Annotated in this window: 22 protein-coding genes; 6 read left to right on the forward strand and 16 right to left on the reverse strand. The window is 37.3% G+C overall.

All coding sequences use genetic code 11. The features are described 5' to 3' along the window. Nucleotides 1–3: 3 nt before the first annotated feature. A complete protein-coding gene (locus FTRAC_RS08180) occupies nucleotides 4–2,211 on the forward strand; it encodes an efflux RND transporter permease subunit (RefSeq protein WP_013453769.1) in 2,208 nt (735 codons plus the stop codon). A gap of 156 nt (nucleotides 2,212–2,367) precedes the next feature. On the opposite strand, the gene ilvA is transcribed toward FTRAC_RS08180, so the two are convergent. The 10 genes from ilvA to FTRAC_RS08230 form a co-directional block, all read right to left on the reverse strand. Beyond that, complete coding sequence (gene ilvA / locus FTRAC_RS08185; RefSeq protein ID WP_013453771.1) at nucleotides 2,368–3,633, reverse strand: threonine ammonia-lyase IlvA; 1,266 nt, start codon at nucleotides 3,631–3,633, stop codon at nucleotides 2,368–2,370. Between the two features lie 515 nt (nucleotides 3,634–4,148). Further along, nucleotides 4,149–5,195 (reverse strand): ketol-acid reductoisomerase, encoded by a 1,047-nt coding sequence (gene ilvC, locus FTRAC_RS08190; RefSeq protein WP_013453772.1) that lies wholly within the window; start codon nucleotides 5,193–5,195, stop codon nucleotides 4,149–4,151. A gap of 207 nt (nucleotides 5,196–5,402) precedes the next feature. Continuing rightward, on the reverse strand, nucleotides 5,403–5,936 hold the full coding sequence (gene ilvN, locus FTRAC_RS08195; RefSeq protein ID WP_013453773.1) for an acetolactate synthase small subunit: 534 nt from the start codon (nucleotides 5,934–5,936) through the stop codon (nucleotides 5,403–5,405). A gap of 63 nt (nucleotides 5,937–5,999) precedes the next feature. Further along, nucleotides 6,000–7,733: a biosynthetic-type acetolactate synthase large subunit gene (gene ilvB / locus FTRAC_RS08200; protein WP_013453774.1), complete on the reverse strand. Its 1,734-nt coding sequence runs from the start codon at nucleotides 7,731–7,733 to the stop codon at nucleotides 6,000–6,002. Nucleotide 7,734: 1 nt separating this feature from the next. After that, the gene (gene ilvD, locus FTRAC_RS08205) at nucleotides 7,735–9,414 is read right to left on the reverse strand and encodes a dihydroxy-acid dehydratase (protein WP_013453775.1); all 1,680 of its coding nucleotides are present in this window, start codon (nucleotides 9,412–9,414) and stop codon (nucleotides 7,735–7,737) included. Next, nucleotides 9,414–10,304: a branched-chain amino acid transaminase gene (locus FTRAC_RS08210; RefSeq protein ID WP_013453776.1), complete on the reverse strand. Its 891-nt coding sequence runs from the start codon at nucleotides 10,302–10,304 to the stop codon at nucleotides 9,414–9,416. Before FTRAC_RS08210 ends, ilvD begins: the two co-directional genes overlap by 1 nt. A 231-nt stretch (nucleotides 10,305–10,535) precedes the next feature. Continuing rightward, on the reverse strand, nucleotides 10,536–11,621 hold the full coding sequence (gene leuB, locus FTRAC_RS08215; protein WP_013453778.1) for a 3-isopropylmalate dehydrogenase: 1,086 nt from the start codon (nucleotides 11,619–11,621) through the stop codon (nucleotides 10,536–10,538). Between the two features lie 11 nt (nucleotides 11,622–11,632). Continuing rightward, a complete protein-coding gene (leuD, locus tag FTRAC_RS08220; RefSeq protein ID WP_013453779.1) occupies nucleotides 11,633–12,220 on the reverse strand; it encodes a 3-isopropylmalate dehydratase small subunit in 588 nt (195 codons plus the stop codon). A gap of 6 nt (nucleotides 12,221–12,226) precedes the next feature. Continuing rightward, nucleotides 12,227–13,630: a 3-isopropylmalate dehydratase large subunit gene (gene leuC, locus FTRAC_RS08225; RefSeq protein WP_013453780.1), complete on the reverse strand. Its 1,404-nt coding sequence runs from the start codon at nucleotides 13,628–13,630 to the stop codon at nucleotides 12,227–12,229. 15 nt (nucleotides 13,631–13,645) lie between these two features. After that, nucleotides 13,646–14,806, reverse strand: coding sequence for a 2-isopropylmalate synthase (locus FTRAC_RS08230; protein ID WP_013453781.1), 1,161 nt, complete (start codon nucleotides 14,804–14,806; stop codon nucleotides 13,646–13,648). Nucleotides 14,807–14,965: 159 nt separating this feature from the next. Between FTRAC_RS08230 and FTRAC_RS08235 the strand changes: the two genes are divergently transcribed. The 3 genes from FTRAC_RS08235 (at nucleotide 14,966) to FTRAC_RS19265 (ending at nucleotide 18,177) form a co-directional block, all read left to right on the forward strand. Next, on the forward strand, nucleotides 14,966–16,504 hold the full coding sequence (locus FTRAC_RS08235) for a hypothetical protein (protein WP_013453782.1): 1,539 nt from the start codon (nucleotides 14,966–14,968) through the stop codon (nucleotides 16,502–16,504). Between the two features lie 603 nt (nucleotides 16,505–17,107). Continuing rightward, entirely contained in the window at nucleotides 17,108–17,473 is a 366-nt protein-coding gene (locus tag FTRAC_RS19260; protein ID WP_049784078.1) for an IS110 family transposase, read from the forward strand. Nucleotides 17,474–17,511: 38 nt separating this feature from the next. Further along, nucleotides 17,512–18,177 carry an IS110 family transposase gene (locus tag FTRAC_RS19265; protein WP_049784080.1) on the forward strand — a complete coding sequence of 222 codons (666 nt, stop codon included), beginning with the start codon at nucleotides 17,512–17,514 and terminating at the stop codon, nucleotides 18,175–18,177. Nucleotides 18,178–18,248: 71 nt separating this feature from the next. Here the strand turns inward: FTRAC_RS19265 and FTRAC_RS08245 are convergent, their stop codons facing one another. The 3 genes from FTRAC_RS08245 to hemN all read right to left on the reverse strand — a co-directional run bounded on the left by FTRAC_RS08245 (nucleotide 18,249) and on the right by hemN (nucleotide 20,671). Then, complete coding sequence (locus tag FTRAC_RS08245) at nucleotides 18,249–18,455, reverse strand: hypothetical protein (protein WP_013453783.1); 207 nt, start codon at nucleotides 18,453–18,455, stop codon at nucleotides 18,249–18,251. A 31-nt stretch (nucleotides 18,456–18,486) separates the two neighbouring features. Continuing rightward, the gene (locus FTRAC_RS08250) at nucleotides 18,487–18,870 is read right to left on the reverse strand and encodes a group III truncated hemoglobin (protein ID WP_013453784.1); all 384 of its coding nucleotides are present in this window, start codon (nucleotides 18,868–18,870) and stop codon (nucleotides 18,487–18,489) included. Between the two features lie 448 nt (nucleotides 18,871–19,318). Beyond that, nucleotides 19,319–20,671 (reverse strand): oxygen-independent coproporphyrinogen III oxidase, encoded by a 1,353-nt coding sequence (hemN, locus tag FTRAC_RS08255; protein WP_013453785.1) that lies wholly within the window; start codon nucleotides 20,669–20,671, stop codon nucleotides 19,319–19,321. 248 nt (nucleotides 20,672–20,919) lie between these two features. Between hemN and FTRAC_RS08260 the strand changes: the two genes are divergently transcribed. After that, a complete protein-coding gene (locus tag FTRAC_RS08260) occupies nucleotides 20,920–21,339 on the forward strand; it encodes a hypothetical protein (protein WP_013453786.1) in 420 nt (139 codons plus the stop codon). Nucleotides 21,340–21,434: 95 nt separating this feature from the next. Beyond that, the gene (locus FTRAC_RS08265; protein WP_013453787.1) at nucleotides 21,435–22,151 is read left to right on the forward strand and encodes a YebC/PmpR family DNA-binding transcriptional regulator; all 717 of its coding nucleotides are present in this window, start codon (nucleotides 21,435–21,437) and stop codon (nucleotides 22,149–22,151) included. Between the two features lie 68 nt (nucleotides 22,152–22,219). Here the strand turns inward: FTRAC_RS08265 and FTRAC_RS08270 are convergent, their stop codons facing one another. From FTRAC_RS08270 to FTRAC_RS08280, 3 genes are all read right to left on the reverse strand, one after another. Continuing rightward, nucleotides 22,220–22,747, reverse strand: a complete 528-nt coding sequence (locus FTRAC_RS08270) for a fasciclin domain-containing protein (RefSeq protein WP_013453788.1) — start codon at nucleotides 22,745–22,747, stop codon at nucleotides 22,220–22,222. A 102-nt stretch (nucleotides 22,748–22,849) separates the two neighbouring features. Beyond that, nucleotides 22,850–23,233: a DUF983 domain-containing protein gene (locus FTRAC_RS08275; protein ID WP_013453789.1), complete on the reverse strand. Its 384-nt coding sequence runs from the start codon at nucleotides 23,231–23,233 to the stop codon at nucleotides 22,850–22,852. Between the two features lie 85 nt (nucleotides 23,234–23,318). Further along, nucleotides 23,319–24,203, reverse strand: coding sequence for a hypothetical protein (locus FTRAC_RS08280; RefSeq protein WP_013453790.1), 885 nt, complete (start codon nucleotides 24,201–24,203; stop codon nucleotides 23,319–23,321). Between the last annotated feature and the right edge of the window lie 104 nt (nucleotides 24,204–24,307).

The following is a 24,307-nucleotide window of genomic DNA, read 5'->3' on the forward strand; positions in this document are numbered from 1 at the left end:
GAAATGCAATGGTTAATTAAATATCACTGGCTTACTTTATTGATAGCCCTCGCTTTTATGCCATTCTTATGGTCGGGAATTGAAAAGGCTGTTCAAGTGGATAATCGACTGAGCATTTGGTTTTTGGAAGATGATCAGCAACTACAAGAGTATTATGAATTTCAAGATAAGTTCGGCAATGATGAGTTACTGTTTATTCTTTTGAAAAATAAGAGCGGTGCGTTAGAAAATGAGTTTCTGAAAAATCTTGAACAGCTTACTGATACAGTTCAAGGACTCGAGAGAGTCGAAAAAGTCTTTAGCCCGACTAATCTAAAAATACCGGATGGCAATACTTTTGGAATTAGTCGATTTTCAAGGCTTCAAGATGCTAAGTATACTTTGAATAAAAGGAAGGAAATCTTAGACAGGAATAATGCATTGGGCTCTATTTTGTTTAATCAAGATCATACTGCTGCAGTAATTTTAATTCAACCTAAAAAATATGAGGATTATGAAGCCGAAAGAGCCGATTACCTGGCTGAAATAAAAACCTTAAGTCTGCAATATTTTGATCAAGATGACCTCCATTTTGCTGGAATTGGAGTGATTTATGATGCTTTAAACCAACTCTCAGAAAAGGAATTTGCTCTGTTTTTAGGCATTGCTTACGCTATCATATTCTTATTAACCATCATCATTTACAGACAGCTTTCAGTTCTTCTTTATGTATTACTAGTCATAATCTTGGCCAATTGTTTTACACTTGCACTTTATGGTTTAGCAGATTTACAGCTTAATTTGATGAGCAGCTTAATTCCTATTATTATTAGTCTATTGGGTGTGATGGATATAGTTCATATCGTCAACCAGCATCAAAAATATATGGGGTCTGATAAAAGCGGTTTCTTTGCCTTGAAATCAGCATTTAAACCATGTCTTTTCACAACGCTCACTACTATGGTGGGATTCTTAACGCTTTTCGTTAGTCCCATGCCCATTTTAAAAGACTTCGGATTGTATGCTGCGATTGGAATTTTCTTCTCTCTAGTATTCAGCTTTTTGCTAGCGCCCATTTTTCTACCCTTCATAAAGGTGCATAAAAAGTATTTCCCATTTGAAAAGCTTATTCCAAGAAGTCAATTCTTTAGCGCCAAAAAACAAAATTCGATTATAATAATTGCTTCTATCTTAATTGCAATATCGGTTATAGGAATACAGCAAATCGAAACGAACTCTGATACCTTAGGCTACTTTCCTCAAGACCACGAAGTAACTCAAGATAGTAAAACGATAGAAGATAATTATGGCGCATATCTTCCCATTGAGTATCTTATAAAAACGACTAATAATAATGATAGTAAGCTTCTGCAAAATACTTTTGCGTGGACAAATGAGGTCCATCAGTCCATATCTGGGATTGAGAAGAGTTTAGGATTTCATACCCTTTATGAAACTGCCTTTAGAACGGAATATCAAGAAAAATGGCCTAAAGCTATAAAGAGTGAAGGACTAGTGAAAAGAGCTAGACTGCAGGTGAAAAAGCATTATACGGATTTACACCAGAGTTTTAACCATGAAGAATCAAGAACTTACAGGCTTACTTTCTTTACCAAAATGCTGTCCGCAAATGAAATGACTGCAAAGCTTAATCAAATCAATGATATAGCAAATCAGCACTTTGACAATAGTACCAAAGTGCAAGTAGCAGGCTATCAGCCGATGTATGCCTCTATTATAACTTTTGTGATTAAGACACAAGTTTACAGTTTGTTACTCGCTTTCGTTCTGGTCTTTCTGCTTCTTTGGTGGATCGTGAAAAATATCTGTCTGGCCATTTTGGCCACCTTAATAAATCTCTTGCCAGTTCTTGTGATTTTTGGGGTAATGGGGTGGTTTGATATAAATTTGGATACGGCTACAGCCAGTTTAGCATCGATAATCTTGTGTATATGTATCGATGACACCATACATTTTATCCATCATTTTATTAAAAACAAAGAGCAGAAAAATCAATCAACTGAAATTGCCATTGACCACACGCTACAGTGGGTAGGTAAAGCCATTATCATTAGTAGTTTTCTTCTATTTCTTGGATTCGGCTCCATGATATTTGCCTCTCTTAATACTGTATTTTATTTTGGCTTACTGATTTCTATCGCAGTATTAGTGGCAGTTATTAGCCAACTTTTTCTCTTTCCTGTTTTATTGTTAAAGTTTGCTAAGAAGTAAAATACCATGAAAATCGAAATTGTGAATTACGATTTTCATGGAGAATTTAATTTAAAAAAACCTATGTTTATGAGCGCAAAATTGCTAAAACTTATCACTTAAAACTTAAGACATAAAACCAAACTCACTACTCATTACCCACTACTCAATACCCATTCAAACCACCAAATCCAATAAATACTGTTTGTCATTCAAGTAATCTCCATAGAAACCTAGTTGCTTCATATTTTCCAACAACTGCGAGAAGTCAGCAGAGTTTTTTAATTCTATCCCAACCACTGCTGAACCCGTTTCCCTTGAATTCTTTTTAGTGTATTCAAAATGGCTAATGTCATCATCGGGACCTAAAACCTCCACTACGAACTGCTTTAAAGCCCCAGCTCTTTGTGGGAATTTCACCACAAAATAGTGCTTCAATCCTTTATAGAGCAATGCCCTTTCTTTAATTTCTTCAGTTCTGGTGATGTCATTATTACTTCCGCTCAGCACGCAAACCACATTTTTGCCTTTGATCTCTTCTGCATATTGTTCTAATGCAGCAATGGATAATGCCCCGGCTGGTTCGGCTACTATGGCATCCTTATTATATAATTGCAAAATCACTTCGCAGACTTTGCCTTCCTCCACGGTGATGACTTCCGTTAAATTTTGCCTGCAGATTTCGAAATTCAAATCTCCCACTTTTTTTACGGCTGCTCCATCCACAAATTTCTCAATTTGATTCAAAGCAGTATTCACTCCTTTTTGAATGGAAGTTTTCATGGCAGGTGCACCTGCTGGTTCTACCCCAATGATTTTGGTTTTAGGTGAAAGTGCCTTAAAAACACTACTTACCCCAGCCGACAAACCTCCACCACCCACTGGCAAAAAGAGATAATCAATAGGATTTTCGGCTTGTTGCAAGATTTCCAATCCGACCGTTCCCTGTCCTTCGATCACTTTAGGGTCATCAAAAGGGTGAATGAAAACAGCTCCGGATTTTTCCTGATATTCCTGTGCAGCATGAAAAGCATCATCAAAGGTATCGCCCACCAACTCTATCTCCACGAAATCCTCTCCAAACATTTCAACTTGAGCAATTTTCTGTTTTGGAGTTGGGGCGGGCATGAAAATCCTGCCTTTCACTTCCAATTTTTTACACGAAAAAGCCACTCCTTGTGCATGGTTACCAGCACTGGCGCAGACAATTCCTTTATCTAATTCTTCACGGCTGAGACTACTGATTTTATTGTACGAACCTCTAATTTTGTAAGAACGCACGGGTTGCAAATCCTCTCGTTTAAATTGAATATTAGCACCAAACTCTTTCGATAAACCTAAATTCGGTGTCAAAGGGGTTTGAAGTGCCACACCTTTTAGTTTCTGCGCGGCACTTTGTATGGCTTCTATTTTTGGGTAGTATGCTTTTAATGTATTTGGCATTTCTTAAATTCTTAATTGAGAAACATGCTTAGTTTAACTCATTAGATTAAATGATATAATTCCCTCTAGCCGAAATTATATAAAGAATAACAGGTGCATCTTATATCTAGCTATTGACACCTTTAATGATCTTCCTTTTCTTTTGTCTTGAAGCAATCCGCCAGATGATCATAGCCATACAACCACCCCGTCCGCTAGCTAGCGGACACCCCTCCTTTTTTAAGGAGGGGAGCTGCAGTCTGCTAAAAGCAAATTTTGTACTTCTAATTAATATCTTGAATTCATTTTCTAGTTTAAAATTTTACAGTTAATTCTTAAGCACTAAGTAAAATTAAGCACAATCCACTTCTCCCCTGTTTTAGGGGAGATGTCCGTAGGACAGAGGGGTCTTTCCCCTGTATTAGGGGAGCTAGCTAGCGGATCAAACAGTTTTTGCTTCTTATCCAACTTACTAAATAATGCCCTTCCTGATAGCTAATGACTTAGCAGAAAAAAAACATCAATTATTAAATATTTTATGCATTTTCCGGTCTTAACTTTCTGACTGCTGCACCCGCTTGCCACATTTCAGAATTTTTCAACTCATCCAATTCTTTTTCTAATTCTACTCTGTAATCGGCTTTTTCATTGGCGGTGATGGTCAGTTTTGCTTCATTCCCTGTCTCAACCGAATCGTATAATTCTTCAAAAACCGGTTTTACAGCATCTCTGAATTTTTTCCACCAATCTAATGCGCCACGTTGGGCCGTGGTAGAGCAATTAGCATACATCCAGTCCATTCCGTTTTCAGCAACCAATGGATATAGAGATTGTGTAGCTTCTTCTACTGTTTCATTGAAAGCTTCTGACGGTGAATGTCCTTTTTTGCGCAATAAATCGTATTGAGCTGCAAATAAGCCTTGGATTGCACCCATCAAACTGCCACGCTCTCCGGTTAAATCGCTATAAACTTCTTTCTGAAAATTGGTTTGAAATAAATAGCCAGAGCCAACTCCAATTCCCAAAGCCACGCATCTTTCCCAGGCTTTTCCTGTAGCATCCTGATGGATGGCAAAGCTGGAATTCAAGCCTCTGCCCTCTACAAATAGTCTTCTTAGGCTGGTACCTGATCCTTTTGGAGCTACAAGGATTACATCCACATCCTTTGGTGGAACTATACCTGTTTGATCTTTATAAGTCACACCAAAACCATGTGAAAAATACAAAGCTTTGCCAGGGGTAAGATGTTTTTTCACCATCTCCCATTGTGCAATTTGGCCTGCATCAGATAATAAATATTGTATAATTGTGCCTTTTTCAGCCGCTTCTTCCAGTTCGAAAAGCGTTTTTCCGGGCTCCCAGCCATCAGAGACAGCTTTATCCCAGCTTTTAGAACCTTTCCTTTGTCCAACAATCACATTAAAGCCATTGTCTTTCAGATTCAGTGCCTGACCAGGCCCTTGCACACCATAGCCCAGAACCGCTATAGTTTCATCTTTTAATATTTCCTGTGCTTTCGCCAAAGGAAATTCTTGTCGTGTTACGACCTCTTCTTCTACTGTTCCAAATTTTAGTTTTGCCATTGTTTTAGATTTTAGAGTCTAGATATTAGAATCTAGACGGGTTATTCAATTCTTATTTTTATACATCTTCTACTGTTCTATTTTTTAGATCACCTGTCAGACGCTTTATGCGTCAGACCGAGATTCTTACCCATTCCCCCTTTGGGGGTTAGGGGGCTTACAGTTCGACCTTTGGTGCCGTCCCCATTATTAATTCGTAATTCGTAATTAAAGCCTAGAAGCTTCCTCTACTTCCGTGAAATACTCCTGAAATTCTTTCATTGGTTTAGAAATTGAAATCCTTCCAGAGCGTACAAACTCCAGAATCCCATGAGGCTTTAGTTGCTCAAAAAGCTCCTGCGTTTCTTCTTTGAAGCCCGTCTTTTCAATGATGGTAAAATCAGGCTCTACTGCTAGCAAGCGAGCATGATGCTTTCGTACTATGTATTCTACCTCTTTTGTTTGGGATAGTAATTTGGTAGGCATTTTATATAAAGCCATTTCCTGATAGACTATCCCATCATTTTTATGATAGAAAGCTTTAAATACATCCACTTGTTTTTCAATCTGCTTCACAATTTTTTTGATTTTATCCTCTTCAGAACTTACCACAATCGTATAGCGATGAATATCTTTCACCTCGCTTTCAGAAGCGGTTATACTCTCAATATTGATATGCCTACGAGTGAAAATGGTAGTCAATCGGTGCAGAATTCCTATAAGGTTTTCTGTATAGATTGATATGGTGAATTGTTCTTTCATATTTTAGAATTTTAGATACTAGATTCTAGAACCTAGACTTAATGGTCTTGATTGTTGATGCTTTCATTCAAGTCTGATTTCGGACACGGACGCTCCTGTAGGAATCATAGGGAAAATATTATTCTCTTTTCCGACCATTACTTCTAATAGATAGCTTCCTTCATGAGATAAAAACCTATGAATGCTATCTTCCAACTTCTCTCTTTTTGTTACTTTTTCTGATTCGATTCCGTAGCCTTTCGCTATCATTTGAAAATCAGGATTGACCATGTCCACAGAAGAGTAGCGCTTTTCAAAAAACATATCTTGCCATTGCCTTACCATTCCCAGATATTCATTATTCAATAATAGAATTTTAACATCCACTTTGGTTTCGAAAATCACTCCCAGTTCCTGTATGGTCATTTGAAATCCCCCATCTCCAATCACGGCAATTACTTGTCGATGAGGAGCTGCAAATTTTGCCCCTATGGCGGATGGAAGCGCAAAACCCATAGTACCCAAACCACCAGAGGTCACGTTACTTTTCCAATTGGCATATTGATAATAGCGCTGCGCCACCATCTGATGCTGTCCCACATCCGTTACAATGATGGCATTTCCTCTAGAAATATTCGAAATATGCTTAATCACCTCTCCCATGCTCATGGGTTCATCTGCTTGAGGATTTAATTCATCTTTTATTACTTTTTCTTCCTCCTGCGCATTCAATTCTTTAAAGCGAGCCAGCCAATTCTCATGCTTATTTTCATTGACTTTATTTAATAAAACCGCAAGTGATTCTTTGCAGTTGCCTAAAACCGGCACATCTGCCGCCACGTTTTTATTAATTTCAGCCGGATCAATCTCGAAATGGATGACCTTGGCTTGCTTTGCATATCGGCTAACATCTCCTGTTACCCTATCATCAAAGCGCATCCCTATGGCTATCAAAACATCACATTCATTAGTGAGAATATTGGGTGCATAATTTCCATGCATGCCCAGCATTCCTACATTCAAAGGATGAGAAGTAGGCAATGCTGATAAGCCCATAATTGTCCAGGCTGCAGGAATGCCTGTTTTCTCTACAAATTCCTTAAATTCTTCTTTTGCATTGGACAATAGCACGCCATGTCCGAAAAGAATCAAAGGCTTCTTCGCTGAATTGATTAATGAGGCAGCTTGATCTAATGCTTTTTCACTTAATTTAGGATTTGGCACATAACTTCTGATTTGATCACAAGTTTGGTAATCTTCAAATTCAGCTTTTTCAAATTGTGCATCCTTTGTGATATCCACTAAAACTGGTCCCGGCTTTCCACTGCGAGCAATATAAAATGCCTTCGCTACTGCATTAGGAATATCTTTAGCTTTGGTAACTTGAATATTCCATTTTGTTACCGCCATCGAAATACTGACAATATCGGTTTCCTGAAAAGCATCCGATCCAATCATTTTGCCCGGCACTTGCCCCGTTATGCAAACCATAGGAGTTGAATCCAGCTGAGCATCTGCCAAACCAGTTATCAGATTTGTGGCTCCCGGACCAGATGTCGCCAAACAAACCCCTACTTTACCGGAAATTCTTGCATACCCTTGAGCAGCATGTGTAGCACCTTGCTCATGTCGGGTCATGATATGCCTGATTTTCTCCTTTTGATCAAACAAAGCATCATAAACCGGCATAATGGCACCGCCAGGATAACCGAAAAGTGTTTCCACTCCTTCACGGATAAGACAATTCACCAGGGCGGCTGCACCGCTCATGCTTGTTTTCGTTTTCGTTTTCTGTGATTTGGTGGCTACTTCTTCCATATTATAAATCCGTTATACATCCAAAAGATGCTGATGATACCAGCTTGCTATACTTCCTTAAGCTTCCACTCACATTTCGCTCGGGCTTTATAGGAGTTTGCTCCTTTCGTTTTTCCCATTCCTCTTCCTCCATCAATACACTAATTGAATTTTCCACTGCATCTATTCTGATGCGGTCGCCATTTTCTACATAAGCTAATGCGCCATTATCAAAAGCTTCGGGTGAAATGTGTCCCACTACAAAACCGTGAGTTCCTCCTGAGAACCTTCCATCTGTAATGAGGGCTACTTTCTTTCCCAAACCTGCTCCCATTATAGCAGCAGTTGGCTTTAACATTTCGGGCATTCCAGGACCTCCTTTTGGCCCTTCATATCGAATCACCACTACATCACCTTCTTTTATCTCGCCTCTGGCAATACCATCATTGGCCAGAAATTCACCATCATAAACTCTAGCAGTTCCTTCGAATATCTCTCCTTCCTTTCCGGTGATTTTAGCAACAGCTCCTCCAGGTGCTAAATTGCCTTTCAATATTCGCAAATGACCTGAGCTTTTGATTGGATTTTTCACAGAGTGAATGATGTCTTGCTTTTCGCCTAAACCCTGAACATCTTTATAATTTTCAGCTAAAGTTTTACCTGTTATGGTCATGCAATCGCCATGAAGAAGTCCTTCCCCCAACATCATTTTCATCACTGCAGGAATCCCGCCATTTTGATGAAGATCTTCCATCAAGTATTTACCAGAAGGCTTTAAGTCGGCTAGATAAGGAGTTTCGGCACTGATTCGAGCGAAATCTTCCAATGTTAAATCGATTTCAAAAGCATTGGCAACAGCTAATAAATGTAAAACTGCATTGGTCGATCCTCCCAAAACTGTAATCAACCGTATGGCGTTTTCAAATGATTTTTTAGTGACGATATCCCGTGGCTTCAAATCATTTTCAATCAATTTTTTAATGGCTAAACCAGCCTCTGCACATTCTTTCCTTTTCTCAGCACTTTGAGCGGGATTGGAAGCACCATAAGGCAAGCATAATCCTAAGGCTTCAATAGCGGATGCCATCGTATTGGCAGTGTACATTCCTCCACAGGCTCCAGGACCTGGGCATGCATTTGCCACTACTCCCTTAAAATCTTCTTCAGAAATAGTGTTGGCTTGCTTCTTACCTAAAGCTTCAAAAGCAGAAACCACATCTAATTTTTCTCCATTATGGCAACCTGGAGCAATGGTTCCTCCATAAATTATGAGTGAAGGTCGATTCAATCTGCCCATAGCCAGTAAGGCGCCTGGCATATTTTTATCGCATCCCGTAATAGCAATCATGGCATCGTAAGCTTGCGCATTCACTACCGTTTCCATGGAATCGGCTATGATATCGCGGGAAGGCAATGAATAGCGCATTCCGTTGGTACCCATAGAAATACCATCGCTTACTCCAATAGTATTGAAAATCAACCCTACCCACTCATAAGATTTGATGCTTTTCTTGACCTCTACAGCCAAATCATTCAAATGCATATTACATGGATTGCCCTCAAAACCAGTGCTTGCAATACCTATTTGTGGTTTTTCCAAATCTTCATCAGACAAACCAATGGCATGCAACATGGCTTGAGCGGCAGGTTGTGTAGGATCTTGTGTAACTGCTTTACTATATGGATTTAATTCCTTCGCCATTATATGATGGTTTGATTTTGTAAATCGTTGAATAATACTTTCTGTCGGTAGATGTGGTAAATGCTCTGTCCTATGGAATCTTCCCAGCTTAAAGGGAAAACAGTATCATTTACTTGCGCAATAGGGGCGATTTCAGCAGCAGTTCCGGTAAAGAAAGCGGCATCAGCTTCCAATAATTGAGCTTTAGAAATTGGCTTCTCTGTCACCTTGATTCCGTGCTCTTTGCAGATTTCCAAAACAGTTTGACGAGTAATTCCCGGCAAAATATTACCTCTTGAAGGTGTATATAACTCCCCGTTTTTCTCAATAAAGATATTAGCACCCGAACCCTCAGATACATGCTGTGTGTAATCCAATAAAATGGCTTCATCATAACCCAATTTCTTAGCTTCAGTGGTTGCCAAAATTGAATTGGTATAATGCCCCACTACTTTAGCTTCCACATGTTGAGAGGCAGGATGGATACGCTGATATGATGAAATCTTAGCCTTGATAGGATCATGACCCAAATACTTTTCCCATTTCCAAGCACAGATAAATACATTTACTTCATCAGTAGGTTGCAAAGCCATGTTAGCACCCAAATAAACCAATGGACGGATGTAAGCATCCGTCAAATTATTTCTATCCAGCAATTCATAGCTTATGCTCACTAATTCTTCTACTGAATATGGGATTTTAATGTGCATTAAATCAGCAGATTTGTGTAAACGCTCATAATGCTCATGGGCTTTGAAAATATTGAATCCCACATCATTTTTATAGGCACGAATCCCTTCAAATACACCATTTCCGTAATGCAATGTTTGTCCGTACAAGCTTGTTTGGGCATCTTCGGCATACTGCCAATCGCCATTAAGAAATACCAGAGTTTTGTTGTTGTAATACATAATCAAAAAAGTCAGTTTGAATTTGGACAAAAAAAAAGCGCCACTTCTGATGAAGTGGCGCTTTTAAAAATTTTTATATAGTTATAGCACTACCACATCAGGCAAGTCATTGGAATAATGACAATAATAATTGCTGATACTATGGTAATGCTTGTTTTGTACATGTCTTATATTTAATTACAAATATAGAATCAATCAATTGAATAAACCAAACTATTTTATTCATTTTTTTCATACGGATTCTGTTTTATACTGATTTACAATACTTTGACTAATAAAGTCACCAACCTCAGAGGTGCTTTTTCCTTCATCAGGAAAAATATCTTCCGTACCATATCCAATGTTAAGTGCAGAATTAACAGCATCTTTTATAATTTGACATTCTTCTTTTAAATCAAAAGCATATTCCAACAGCATGGCAGCTGAAAGTATTGCACCTATTGGATTTGCAATTCCTTTGCCTGCAGCTTGAGGATAAGAACCATGAATTGGCTCAAATAAACTGCTTTTCAATCCTAATGAAGCGGAAGGCAATAAACCTAAAGAACCAGAAATCACAGAGGCTTCATCCGTGATGATGTCCCCAAACATATTTTCAGTAAGCACTACATCAAAATCTTTCGGATTCTGAATGATTTTCATGGCAGCATTGTCCACAAACATAAAATCAAGGGCTACCTCCGGATATTGGCTAGACAAGTCCTTTACAGTTTCTCTCCACAGACGTGAAGTAGCTAAAACATTCGCTTTATCCACTAAAGTCAGTTTCTTCCTTCTGTTCTCCGCAGCCTTAAATGCCAGATGAGAAATCCTTTCAATTTCAGTTTTGGAATATACACAGCTATCAAAGGCCGTGTTTCCATCCTCAGACCGACCTCTTGGCTCACCAAAATAGATGCCTCCAGTTAATTCTCTGAAAACCACAAAATCAGTTCCTTTGATGATGTGTTCCTTCAAAGGAGATATAGGCAAAAGGGCATCATAACTACTCACTGGTCTCACATTAGCAAAAAGCCCCAAATTTTTACGCATTTTCAATAATCCCTGCTCAGGCCGCACTTTTGCATTTGGGTCATTGTCATATTTTGGGTCACCTATAGCACCAAATAAAATAGCATCTGCTGATTTGCAACTTTCTTCTGTTGCTTCTGGAAAAGGATTTCCTGTAGCATTAATTGCAGCCGCTCCAATTAGTGCATCAGTGTATTGAAATTGATGCCCGAAAGTTTCAGCTATGGCATCCAAGACTTTTACTGCCTCAGCTGTTACTTCAGGACCAATTCCGTCTCCAGCTAATATTGCGATGTTTTTGTTCATATTTTGTTCTTTTAAGCTAAAGATTGCTCGTAAGCTTCAATTTCTGCTCTTTTGTTCAATAGAAAATCTATATCGTCAAAGCCATTTTGCAGGCAATATTTTTTATAAGAATTGATTTCAAAGCTTTCTGTCAATGCTGAACCCACCAAGCTGATTTCTTGCTCATTTAAATCAATTTGTAATTTGGCTTCCGGTCTATTTTTCAGAATCTGAAAAACTTGCGCCAAGAAATCATCTGTAACTTGCACAGGCAAAAGCCCATTATTCAAAGCATTATTTTTGAAGATATCGGCAAAAAAGCTAGAAACTACTGCTTTAAAGCCATAATCGACCAATGCCCAGGCAGCATGTTCTCTGCTGGATCCACAGCCAAAGTTCCTTCCTGCCACTAAAACATCTCCTTTATTACCCTCCTGATTCAATACAAATTCAGGATTGGGCGATCCATCTTCTAAATACCGCCAGTCGCGGAAGAGGTTCTCTCCGAACCCCTCCCGGCTGACGGATTTCAGGAAACGAGCGGGTATAATCTGATCGGTATCTACATCCTCGAAAGGAAGCAGTACAGCCTGACTATTTAATGTGTTAAACTTTTCCATACTATCTTATGCTTCTAATTTCATTAATTCTCTCACATCCGAAATTTTACCTGAAAGTGCTGACGCTGCGGCAGTCAACGGACTCGCCAATAAAGTTCTGGCACCTTGCCCTTGTCTTCCTTCGAAATTCCTATTGGATGTGCTCACACAATATTTTCCTTTGGGCACTTTATCTTCATTCATGCCTAAGCATGCCGAACAGCCCGGTTGTCTTAATTCGAAACCAGCTGCTTCCAATATTTTATCTAAGCCTTCTGCCCGTGCTTGTTTTTCTACTTGTCTTGAGCCCGGCACAATCATAGCTTGAACATGATCTGCTTTCTTCTTGCCTTTTACCAGTTCAGCTACCAAACGGAGGTCTTCAATTCGACTGTTGGTACAACTGCCTATGAAAACGTAATCCACATGGTGACCAAGTAATTGTTTCCCGCCTTCCAAATCCATGTATTTCAAGGATTTTTCAAGACCTGAAGAAGTTTTACCGTTAGGGAGTGGGATATCTTTAGTGATACCTATTCCCATTCCAGGGTTAGTTCCATAGGTAATCATTGGTTCAATATCTTCCGCTTTGAAATAATATTCCAAATCAAATTGTGCATCTTCTTCAGTTTTTAAAGCTTTCCATTCGGCTACTTTTCTTTCCCATTTTTCACCTTTAGGTGCAAAAGGTCTGGTTTTCATATATTCAAAAGTGGTTTCATCAGGAGCAATTAAACCTCCTCTGGCTCCCATCTCTATGCTCATATTGCAAATCGTCATACGAGCTTCCATTGATAAAGCCTCAATTGTAGAACCACAGAATTCAATGAAATGACCTGTTCCACCCGCTGCCGTAAGTTTTGAAATGATATGCAAAACAATATCCTTTGAAACTACTCCGGGATTTAGTGCTCCATCCACTTGAATTTTTAATGTTTTAGGTTTTTTCTGTAAAACACATTGGGTCGCCATTACTTGTTCCACTTCGCTGGTTCCAATTCCGAAAGCTATATTTCCGAAAGCCCCGTGAGTAGAAGTGTGGCTATCTCCACAAACAATGGTCATGCCTGGCTGTGTAATACCTAATTCAGGGCCTATCACATGCACTATCCCTTGATAAGGATGACCTAAACCGTATAATTCCACCCCGAATTCATCACAATTTTTAATTAATGTTTCCACTTGATGACGGGATAGTGCATCTTTGATAGGTAAATGCTGCTTTTCTGTTGGGACATTGTGGTCGGCAGTAGCAATGGTTTGCTCTGGTCTGAAAACAGAAATACCCCTTTCTTTCAAGCCCGCAAAAGCCTGTGGACTGGTCACTTCATGAATAAAGTGCCTGTCGATATACAGAACTTGTGGGCCATCTTCCACAGAATGCACCACATGCTGGTCCCAAATTTTATCAAATAATGTTTTTGCTGACATTGCTTTAGCTGAAATTTATTTTACTACCACTTGGTGGTCTTTTACTAAATGTTTTAAATCTTTATCCTCCACTACATTGATGCGATCTGCTAATTCGCAGAATTGCTGATAGGTCTCTTCTAATTCTTCCTTTCCTAAATGCACACCCAACTCAATTAATCGGAAATTCAATGCAGCTCTACCACTTCTCGCAGTTAATATGATGCTTGATTTATTGACGCCTACTTCATAAGGGTCAATGATTTCGTAATTATCTCTGTTCTTAATAACTCCATCTTGGTGGATACCAGACGAATGAGAAAAGGCATTAGAACCCACTACCGCCTTATTGGCTTGCACCGGCATACACATGGTTTCTGCAACCATCTGACTTATCGGAAAGAGTAATTGCGTATTGATCCCAGTGTCCAAAGCCAATTCAGGATGCTTTTTCATCACCATGACGACTTCCTCTAGAGAAGTATTTCCTGCTCTTTCGCCAATTCCGTTGATGGTACACTCAATTTGTCCAGCTCCATTTTTGATGGCTGCTATACTGTTGGCCGTTGCCAATCCCAAATCATTATGACAATGAGCAGAAATGGTAGCATTTTCAATTCCCTTCACATTATCTACCAAATACTTTATTTTAGCTCCGTATTCCTCCGGCAAACAAAAACCGGTAGTATCAGGAATGTTGACCACCTTAGCACCAGCAGCAACCGCTACTTCAATGACTTGTGCTAAAAATTCATTGGAAGTTCTACCAGCATCTTCAGCATAAAATTCAACCTCATCTACAAAGGATCTAGCATGAGTAACACACTCATGTGCTTTTTCAAGCACTTGCTCACGAGTAAAATTGAGTTTTGTAAATACATGTTGATCGGAAGTTCCTAATCCAGTATGAATTCGGGGTCTTGCCGCACCTTCCAAAGCACGAGCAGCGGTTTCAATATCATTCTTTACGGCACGAGACAGGGCGCAAATTGATGAGTTTTTGATTTCCTTTGATAAAAGGCGAACAGATTCAAAATCTCCTGGTGAGGATATGGGGAAGCCTGATTCTATCACATCCACACCCAAGGCTTCCAATTCTTTGGCTATTTTAAGCTTTTGATGCTTTGTTAAGCCACAACCGGGCACCTGCTCTCCATCTCTCAACGTGGTATCAAAAATTGCTATCCTACGTGCCATAAACAATATTCTTTTAATGGTTTTAATATTTTGATAGGACTAATGTAGGCGGATGAAAAAACTCATGTAATGCCAAATATTTTTGTAATTACGATTTCAAATACTCACATTTATATCAAAAAATGATAGTATTGAACTATTTGGCAATTATTAATTACGATGGCTAAGCAATCATCTGAACATTTATATGATCTAATAAAATCACTGAACCCTAGTGAAAAGCGCTATTTTCGTTTGCTTTCGCAACAACAGCATGAGTCGCAATCTAAATACATGCAACTTTTTGACTATCTGGATCAAAAAGAGAATAGTTCGGATTTGGATAAAATTACCTTCATAAAAGCATCGCAGATTTCCAATATGAAAGCCCACTTAACTCAGAAGATTTTGCAGGCCTTGAGACAATATGAAAGTGGTAAAAACAGTGAAATCCATATTCGTGAAATGATTGATTATGTTCAATTATTGTACAATAGGGGTTTACTAAAACAAGCCTTTGATATTTTAAAAAAGGCTTATAAGAAAGTGGCCAAAACAGGAAATTTAGAATTGAAATTGGAGCTCTTGAAATGGGAAAAGAGTCTACTTAACCAAAGTGTTGGGAGCCAATACAGTCAGGCGGTACAGCGGGTAATTTCTGAAGTGGAAGATGCCAATAGTAAAATCAATTTGATCAATCAATTCACCAATTTGGCAGTAAAGCTGAATGCTATTTATGTAAAAACAGGTTATATCCGAAATGATCAGCACTTCAAGGAAATTCAAGCATTATTCTATCAAGGATTACCTGAACATGAGGAAACTAAATTATCAATTCATGAAAAGTTGAGTCTGTATCGGTTATATGTTAATTACTATTATTTCTTAGAAGATATGGATTTGGGCTATCATTATGCCTTAAGCTGGTTACATCTCTATGACTTGCATCCTGATTTAAAAAACAGTCAAATGAATGATTATTTGAGTGCTATCAACCAAGTGATGATAGCAGAGTATAAATTATTCCGGTATCAGAGTTTCCTCAAATCACGCCAGCGCTTGCATGAATTAAATGAAGAGATGCAGAAATCAGTCAATGAAAATATTCGAAACAGGCTGATAAAATATGTTTATGTGCATGAATTCAACAGAATATTCATGCTGGGTAAATTTAATTTGGGTGTAAAGTTATTAAAAAGGCTTAGCCCGGATCTGGAAGCTTTTATTCAGCGTTCGGATGAGCATTCACGAATTATTTTATTTTATAAAATTGCTTGCCTTTATTTTGGAGACAGTCAATATCATAAAGCACTGGAGTGGCTCAACCGAGTTCAGCAGGATGAAAAAACAGATTTAAGGGAAGATATACATTCCTTTGCCAGAATTTTGAGTTTGATTGCTCATTATGAATTGGGGAATATGGAGGTAATAGATTACTACATCCGCTCTACCTATCGTTTCTTATTGAAAAAAGGAGAATTGCACTTATTTCAGAAGTACATCATGCGGTTTTTAAGAAAATTAGCTGGGGAATTTAGGGAAGAAGAATTGATACCAGAATTTAAAAAACTTTTGAAAAATCTTGAGCCATTGCAAGACATCAGATACGAAAAGCGCTCATTTATTTACTTTGATATTATCGCTTGGCTGGAAAGTAAAATAATGGGAAAAAGTGTGCAGGAAAGGATACAGGAGACGGCTAGGGAGAAGATGAGGTGAGATTATTTGCATAATTATTTTTAAAAAACTCTAGCATTTTCTTCTCAAATCTTTTTTCTACTATAGATCAAAATTTCTTTTCTATAATTAAGCTTTTTTACCCCCCTCAAACAACACCCCTAAAGTCCCCTCAAGGGGACAGTCGCACAGATTCGAATCAGTAGAAAACCATAAGTATTATCACAATTTCCTACTATTGCAAAAGTCTAGTGATCGCCTTCGAATTTTATTTTAAATCAGTGAATACTTGGAATAATTTTGGTGTCTCAATGAGAATTATAAACTAAATTCAACTACCACTAAAAAATAATCTCGATTATTGTCTTTGTGCTCTTAGTGAACTTCTTGGCGAATCTCGTATGTTCAAGAATTATTAAAAATATAAGTATTTTTAATAAAGCAATTAGGCAAAGTGAGAGCAGTATTTGTGAACAAACAAGCTAAGAGCTATGTTCTCGCAAAGATATTCCTCACTTTGTTTTTACTCTTTTTAAATTCCGAACCAGAATCAAAAGAATTTCATCAATTGAAATATCTTGTATTAACACGAGACAGGAGCCAGAAGAGTATCTTATTGCTATTGTGGAACTAAACTTTAAAGCCATGAAAGTACTTAGACAATGCTGTGGAATCGATGTTTCAATGGATGCTCTGGATGTTGTTTTGATGACCCTCCAAGAGGATTTTGAATTAAAAATTGTATCAAGTGGTCAGTTTGCCAATACCAAAAAGGATATTAAGAAATTGATGAATTGGGTTAAAAGACATCAACTTAATGATCTTCCTCTTCAAGTAGTCATGGAAGCAACAGGTGTTTATCATGAGCAATTGGCTTACGCGCTTTACGATAATGGTTTTGAACTTGCCGTTGTTCTGCCCAACAAAGTAGCTAATTATGGCCGTAGCACTGATGTGAGACGCATAGACGATAAAATCAGTGCAAGGCACATCGCTGAATTTGGGTTATAAAAAAGATAGACAACTGGACAAAACCAGATGCCTCTTTATTGAAATTAAAAGGTCTGAGCAGAGAACGAGAGCAATTACTCAATGAAAGAACCAGGGCCAAGAACCAACAACATGCCAAAGAACACATGGCAGAAGTCGATAAGTTTACATTAAAAAGAGCCAAGCAACACATTAAGTTCTTGGATAAGCTGATTGACCAAGTAGAAACTCAAATGAAAGACATAGTCGATCAAACCCCATGGTTAAAAAAGAAAATTAATTACATATGCTCCCTAAAAGGAGTTGGCTTTATTACAGCAACCATTGTAATAGCAGAAACAAATGGCTTTAACCTTATCAGAAACAGCCGTCAATTGGTATGTTATGCCGGTTATGACATCAACAACAAACAATCTGGAACATCGGTTAACACCAAAGCTAGAATTTCCCACAAAGGAAATAAACATATTAGAAAAGCACTCTACTTCCCAGCATTAACGGCAGTCCAACATGATGAGCCATTAAGTAATTTTTATAACCGTCTGTTCGACAGACAAAAGATTAAAATGAAAAGCTATGTGGCCGTGCAAAGAAAATTGCTGATACTGATCTATACACTATGGAAAAAAGAAGAAAGATATAATCCAGAATATTGCAAAGATAAATTTTTATTAGAGCAGCCCCGAGAGGCCGCCCTAACCGAGCTGGATCAAGTCCGCTCTTGATTTGTTTTCCTAATTGTAAATTTAATGAAAAATCATTTGGTTTTCAACACAGAATCTTTGTGGTTAAATTATCATTCAAACTCATAAAAGTGCTTTTCAAAAGTTTTTCCGCTGTGCTCTCCGTCTTTCAAAACTTTGTAAACCATCCAAATCACAGCTATTGGAGACATACTAAAAATAGCTGCTATTAAAGGATATGGAAAATTAAAAGCTATAGCTACTATGTAAAAAAATAGTAGAAAGGTTACGAGGCTTAAAGGAAATATCAGCTTGTCCATACTATTTAAACCGATACTGAAATGTAATTGTTTAGCTTCCAGCCTCTTCCATTTTAAAAAGCATTAATCTGCCAATTGTGCTAGCTCGTGTTTTGGCTTCTTTGGCGGTAGCACCTTCAAAAAGTTCATCAACTGTTTCGAACCATAATTCCAACCATCGGTCAAAATGCTCTTTTTGCAATGGCTCTTTTTCGTTTAAAGCAAAATGCTTGTCCATGGGATTCCGCTTGTATTCGGTAGTACCCAGTAAAACTGATGACCAGAAATCATACATTATAGGCATATGAGCAGGTACATCCAGTTTAGCGACTTCAGTAAAAATATAGCCGATAGTTTCGTCTTTCAATACCTTTTCATAAAAGCTATCGACCAGTAATTGAATGTCTTCTTTTTGAGTAATGTCTTTTTTGGGCATAGGATTCTTTTTATGTTTAGACGGATAAAATTGTCTTATCGTTTTTTGTTATTTTAACCTTTAATTGAAATATTAAAGAACCAAGTAACAAGCTACTCAAGCTTAATGTAGTATGTAAAGAATAAAACTGATGAAATTAATTCAAAGAGAAAACATTCAGCTCTTACTAGACTAAAAAATCCGTGCGTCCCCGCATATTCTTGCGGGGCAGGCTATCCTCGCGAAGGCGGGGATCTATTGATTTTAATCTTTGATTAAAATATCTAAAAAAAGCCTGAGTTATCTCTTATTGATAGATACTCCAGATTAATCTCTTCTCTGACAATATTATTGAAACTTCGTTTCAATAAGACAAGATCCCTGCCTGCGGAGGGATGACGCACAGAGGCAAGTCTGAATATAAACAAGCCAAATATGAGCTTTTTTGTAACCTTAAATTTAAACAAAATCAAATACTCTGGCTAAACTGAGGCTTATCGGATTTTTGTTTCAGTTTAGGATCAAAAAGACTACAGATATTTCTAACGAAGAGCATTCCCTCTTCGGTTACTTTGGCAAAATAGTCGTCTATCTCTACCAATCCATCATCTTGCATTTCATCCAATTCTGATTTAGCTCCTTCCCACAATTCCATTGATAAGGAATTCGTACTAAAATCAGCTTTCCCATTGCAAATCAACTGATTAATCAATTGAGCAGAAGTTTCTTCTTCCTCAGTTAAAAAGTGTCCTGTTGTTAGAGGTAATTTTTCATCCAGAACTGCCGTTTGATATTTTTCCACTACTTTTTCATTCTGAACAAATGCCGTTCCGGTAGCACTAATAGCAGAACACCCCAAACCTATCATCATCTGGTTCTGATCAGTGGTATAGCCCATGAAGTTCCGGTTTAGATAACCTTTCTCCTTTGCAATAGTCAACTCATCTTGAGGCAAGGCATAGTGATCCATACCAATATTTTCATAGCCCATTTCATTAAGCAGTTGCTTTGCACGAAGATACATTGCTAATTTCTCGTCTGGCTTAGGTAAATCCTCATCTCCATACCCCCTTTGCGCTTTACTCTTCCACGGAACATGCGCATAGCTGTAGAGTGCTATTCTTTCTGGTTTAAACTCACGCAATTTTTCAATATTCTCCTCAATGTTCACTAAAGTCTGGAAAGGCAGTCCATAAATTAAATCATAATTTACGGATGTGTATCCCAACTCTCTTGCCCATGCTGTGGTCTTACGCACATTTTCAATCGGCTGAATTCGGTGAATCGCTTTTTGCACTTGCAAATTGAAGTCCTGCACCCCGAATGACACCCTATCAAATCCTAAATCTGCCAAAACCTTTAATTGTTCGTAAGTGGTATTATTTGGGTGGCCCTCAAAGCTAAATGCTTTCTGAGGATGAATCTCAGAAGTTTCCAAAATGGTGAATAAAAGTTTATGAAGATTTTCAGATGAGAAAAAAGTTGGGGTACCTCCTCCAAGGTGGATATTTCTAATGACAGGCTTTTCTTCTAATGCTTTCACGTAAATATCCCATTCTGCTAATAAAGCATCGATGTAACGCTCCTCCACACCATGATTTTTTGTAATTCTTTTATTACAACCGCAGTAAGTACATAAGCTTTCACAAAATGGCAAGTGCATATAAAGACTAATACTTTTATCAACTTGCGAAAAATAAATGCTTTTCACTTCATTCAGCCAATCTGCTTGGTCAGGATTTTGTAATTTCCAATGAGGGACTGTAGGATAGCTTGTATATCGTGGTATTGCTTTGTTATATTTAATGCTTAAGTCTGTCATAAAAACTAATTTAATGATGACTCAAAATTAAAATCTACTTATACAATATTTACTGACATAAATCATGATATCAGCTGAGATGTATCCGATAGCGTAAAAGTTAGACTTTTCATATACTCTGCATGGGAATTGAAAGTTTAGCAATCTCATACCCTCTGATTTTAAACACCTTACAACATTTAGCAATTATGTGGAATATTACTTTTTATATTATTCCATTTTCATTTAATTATATAAAATTTGATACTATGGAAAAGGAAATTGATAATATCGTAAAATTGTTAGACGAAGAATATGCAGAAGTAAACTACAGTCCGGAAATGCAATTAGCTTGGATTAAATGGAAAGGAAATGTTTCTGTAGAACAATATAGAAATGCATTCGAAACTATTTACAAATATGCTGTTGCAGGAAATTTAGTTAAGAGGTTTTACTCGGATACAAGAGAACAGGGGGTGGTCGGGCCTGAAAACAGAAAATGGTTTGAAAAAGAAATGCTACCCAAAGCTATTGATCAGGGACTAGAAAAGGCAGGAGTGGTTTCTGATGCAAACGTTTTTAAGCGCTACTATTTAAACATGATTCTCAAAAGTGTAAATAAATTTAATATGCCTTTCAAGATTTGTGGGAGTGATGAAGATGTTATAGCATTTTTGATGGAAGATTAGCGATCCTTTCGATAAGCCTTTCAAACAAAAAAGCTACTAGTTGATGTAAATTTGTCTCTTCTTTATATTTTTGCAGCAAAAGAAATTAGATTACAATGGGAAGAGCATTTGAATACCGTAGAGCAGCAAAAGAAAAAAGATGGGATAAGATGTCCCGTTTATTTCCGAGATTAGCCAAAACCATTACAATGGCGGCAAAAGAGGGTGGCCCTGATCCTGAGATGAATGCTTCCTTACGGACTGCCATTCAAAATGCCAAAGCCCAAAATATGCCTAAAGATAATATCGAGGCAGCCATTAAAAGGGCTTCAGGTTCAGAAGCTGAAAATTACGTAGAAGTTACTTTTGAAGGAAAAGGACCGCATGGTGTATTAATCTTCATAGAGTGCGCCACAGATAACAACAATCGTACCGTAGCCAATATCAAATCCTACTTTAATAAAGATAAAGTGGGTGCCAATTTAGTTCCCAATGGTTCTTTAGAGTTTATGTTCTCAAGAACAGCTGTTTTTGAGTTTGAGAAAACAGAGGAAATGGACATAGAAGAATTGGAATTAGAGTTAATTGATGCTGGAATGGAAGAAATCGAGGAAAATGATGGTATGCTTTACGTCTATGGTGACTATAAAGAATTTGGAAATCTTTCTAAAAAACTAGAAGAACTTAATATAGATGTGAAAAATGCCTCTTTGAAAAGATTCGCTAATGATTCAATAGAATTTTCAGAAGAGCAATTGGCTGATATAGAAAAACTGATCGATAAAATTGAAGAAGATGATGATGTGCAAGCTGTTTATACCAACATCGCTTAAAATATATTCCAAAAACAAAAAGGGTCAATAAATGATTTCATTGACCCTTTTTGTTCTAAAAGACTAAATTATTTCAAAGGCATAATCAATCTATCCAACTTGTAGACAATAGCTTCCTTTGTCTCCTCTTTCTTTTCTTCAATAACTGCATTTTCAATTTTTAACTCTTCATTATTAGATAGCGCTACTGACTGATTATTAATTGTACGCAATTCATTCTTTCTTGTCAAATCATCAAAATTCAATCTCTTTGGTATCACATGATAACTCAATAATTGGATGAGTGCTGTTTTATTTTCTTCATCCATAAAGTTCTCCCAAACGTCAGTTGGAAGCAATTGGATAGCTCTGTTTGTGGGAATTAATAAGGTCATTTTATCCAGTTTTGCCATTTCTTTTGCGAGCTCTGAATTTTTAAGAGCTTCATAAAAACTCGAGAATTCCGGATTATTTTTTATGGTGTTAATAATCCTTTCTAATTCTTTCGATTCAATCTCGTTGGACTTGGGTTTTCTAACTGGTTCTGCGAAGGCTTTACTCCCTATAATTGATGCAACTATAATCCCTATAAATAATATTAAATCTCTTCTTTTCATCACACTAAATTTATAATTCCGTATCTGTTCATTTAATTATACCACTAACACGGAACCATAAGTTTTGTTTAACATATTTATCAAATAAATTAAACAAAAGAGTTAATTATACTCAGAGCGCTTTTCAGGATCATATTTTACAAAAAGATTGATGTAAGCAGACCTAGATAATCGAAAAGTAATGGGAATCAGAAGTAGAGATAAAGAGACTGATAGGGTAATGATCAGCCAAAGTTCTGCAAATCCTAATATATTTAAAGCTACAAAAACGGTGATGATCAGTGCAACTTGCATGGCGTAACTAATATACATGGCGCCATCAAAAAATGACGGCTCCGACATATAGCGCAAACCACAATGAGAGCAGTGCTTAGGCATTTTTTGGAAATTTTTTAGATCATAAGCTTTCGACTTAAACAATTCACCTTCATGGCATCTTGGACACTTAAATCTAAATATGCTGTACAGTTTATTCCCCTTTTCCATTAGCTTTTATTCCTGTGTTATCTCCCATTTCATTTATAAACCAAATAAGCATTTTTAAAATGAACTTTAAGTAACTAAAGTTGCATTAAGTATTAAGCCACCTCCAAAATTTACCCAACAAAGTTTTTGGTTGAGGCTTTTGTATTTTATTTACTTCAATTTCTTGAGTTTTTTTCTTCTTTGGTTTTTTCTTTTGCTCAAGTTGTTTAGGCTTTAGAACTTTCTCCTTATAGAAGATTTCGCGCTTTCGCTTCTTTTCTTTTTCAAGTCTTTCACGCTTTCTAGCTTCTCTTTCCTCTTTACGTTTCCTAACTTCTGCAGGACTTAGTTCATGTATTTGATTCCTTTTTGGAGACTTTTTCCTTGACTTTGAGTGAGCATTTTTTGTTTTAAGTTTCGTTTCCTCTCTTTGCTCTGCTTTTGGTTCTGATTTTGGCTTGGGTTCTGGCAGATCAATTTTGCCTACCACATTTAAGCCTTTCAATTCTACCTTAGCTGGCTTTATTACCAAACCTTCATCTATTTCTGACCCGTCTGCCTCTAATAACTCTTCAACTGTTTTAAATGATTTCTTAAACGTCTTTTCTGATTTCTCTACTGCTTTATCCTCTTCCTGAATTGACTGTTCTTTCTCTTCCTTCTGACTTACGATTTCTTCATCAGTCATATCCTCTTTCACTTCCTTCTCACCTAAGTCTTCTTTGTCAAGCTTTTCATCTTCGATTTTAAAAGTATCATCTTTCTCAGTAGCAATCTCCTCTGTTGACTCAATCTCAGCCTCTTCTACAGATGCTAATTCATCAGATTCACTGTCTTCTTCTATTTCAAAATACTTATACAGTAATTGAACCGCCTCTTCTTCTAATTTAGTATTAGAATCTCTTTCAATAGTAAATCCTCTGATTTCTAGGAAATCAACTATGTCTTCTGTGGTGATGGAAAGTTTTCTCGCTGCTTGGGCAAGTCTCATGGTTGTTATTGGTTATTAGCTGGTTAATTGCAAATATATCATTTTACGAGGATATATGAATTTTTAATCAACTATTTACAATAGCTTAAAAAAAGAAATGGAAA

It is taken from the genome of Marivirga tractuosa DSM 4126, assembly GCF_000183425.1.
Classification (GTDB): domain Bacteria; phylum Bacteroidota; class Bacteroidia; order Cytophagales; family Cyclobacteriaceae; genus Marivirga; species Marivirga tractuosa.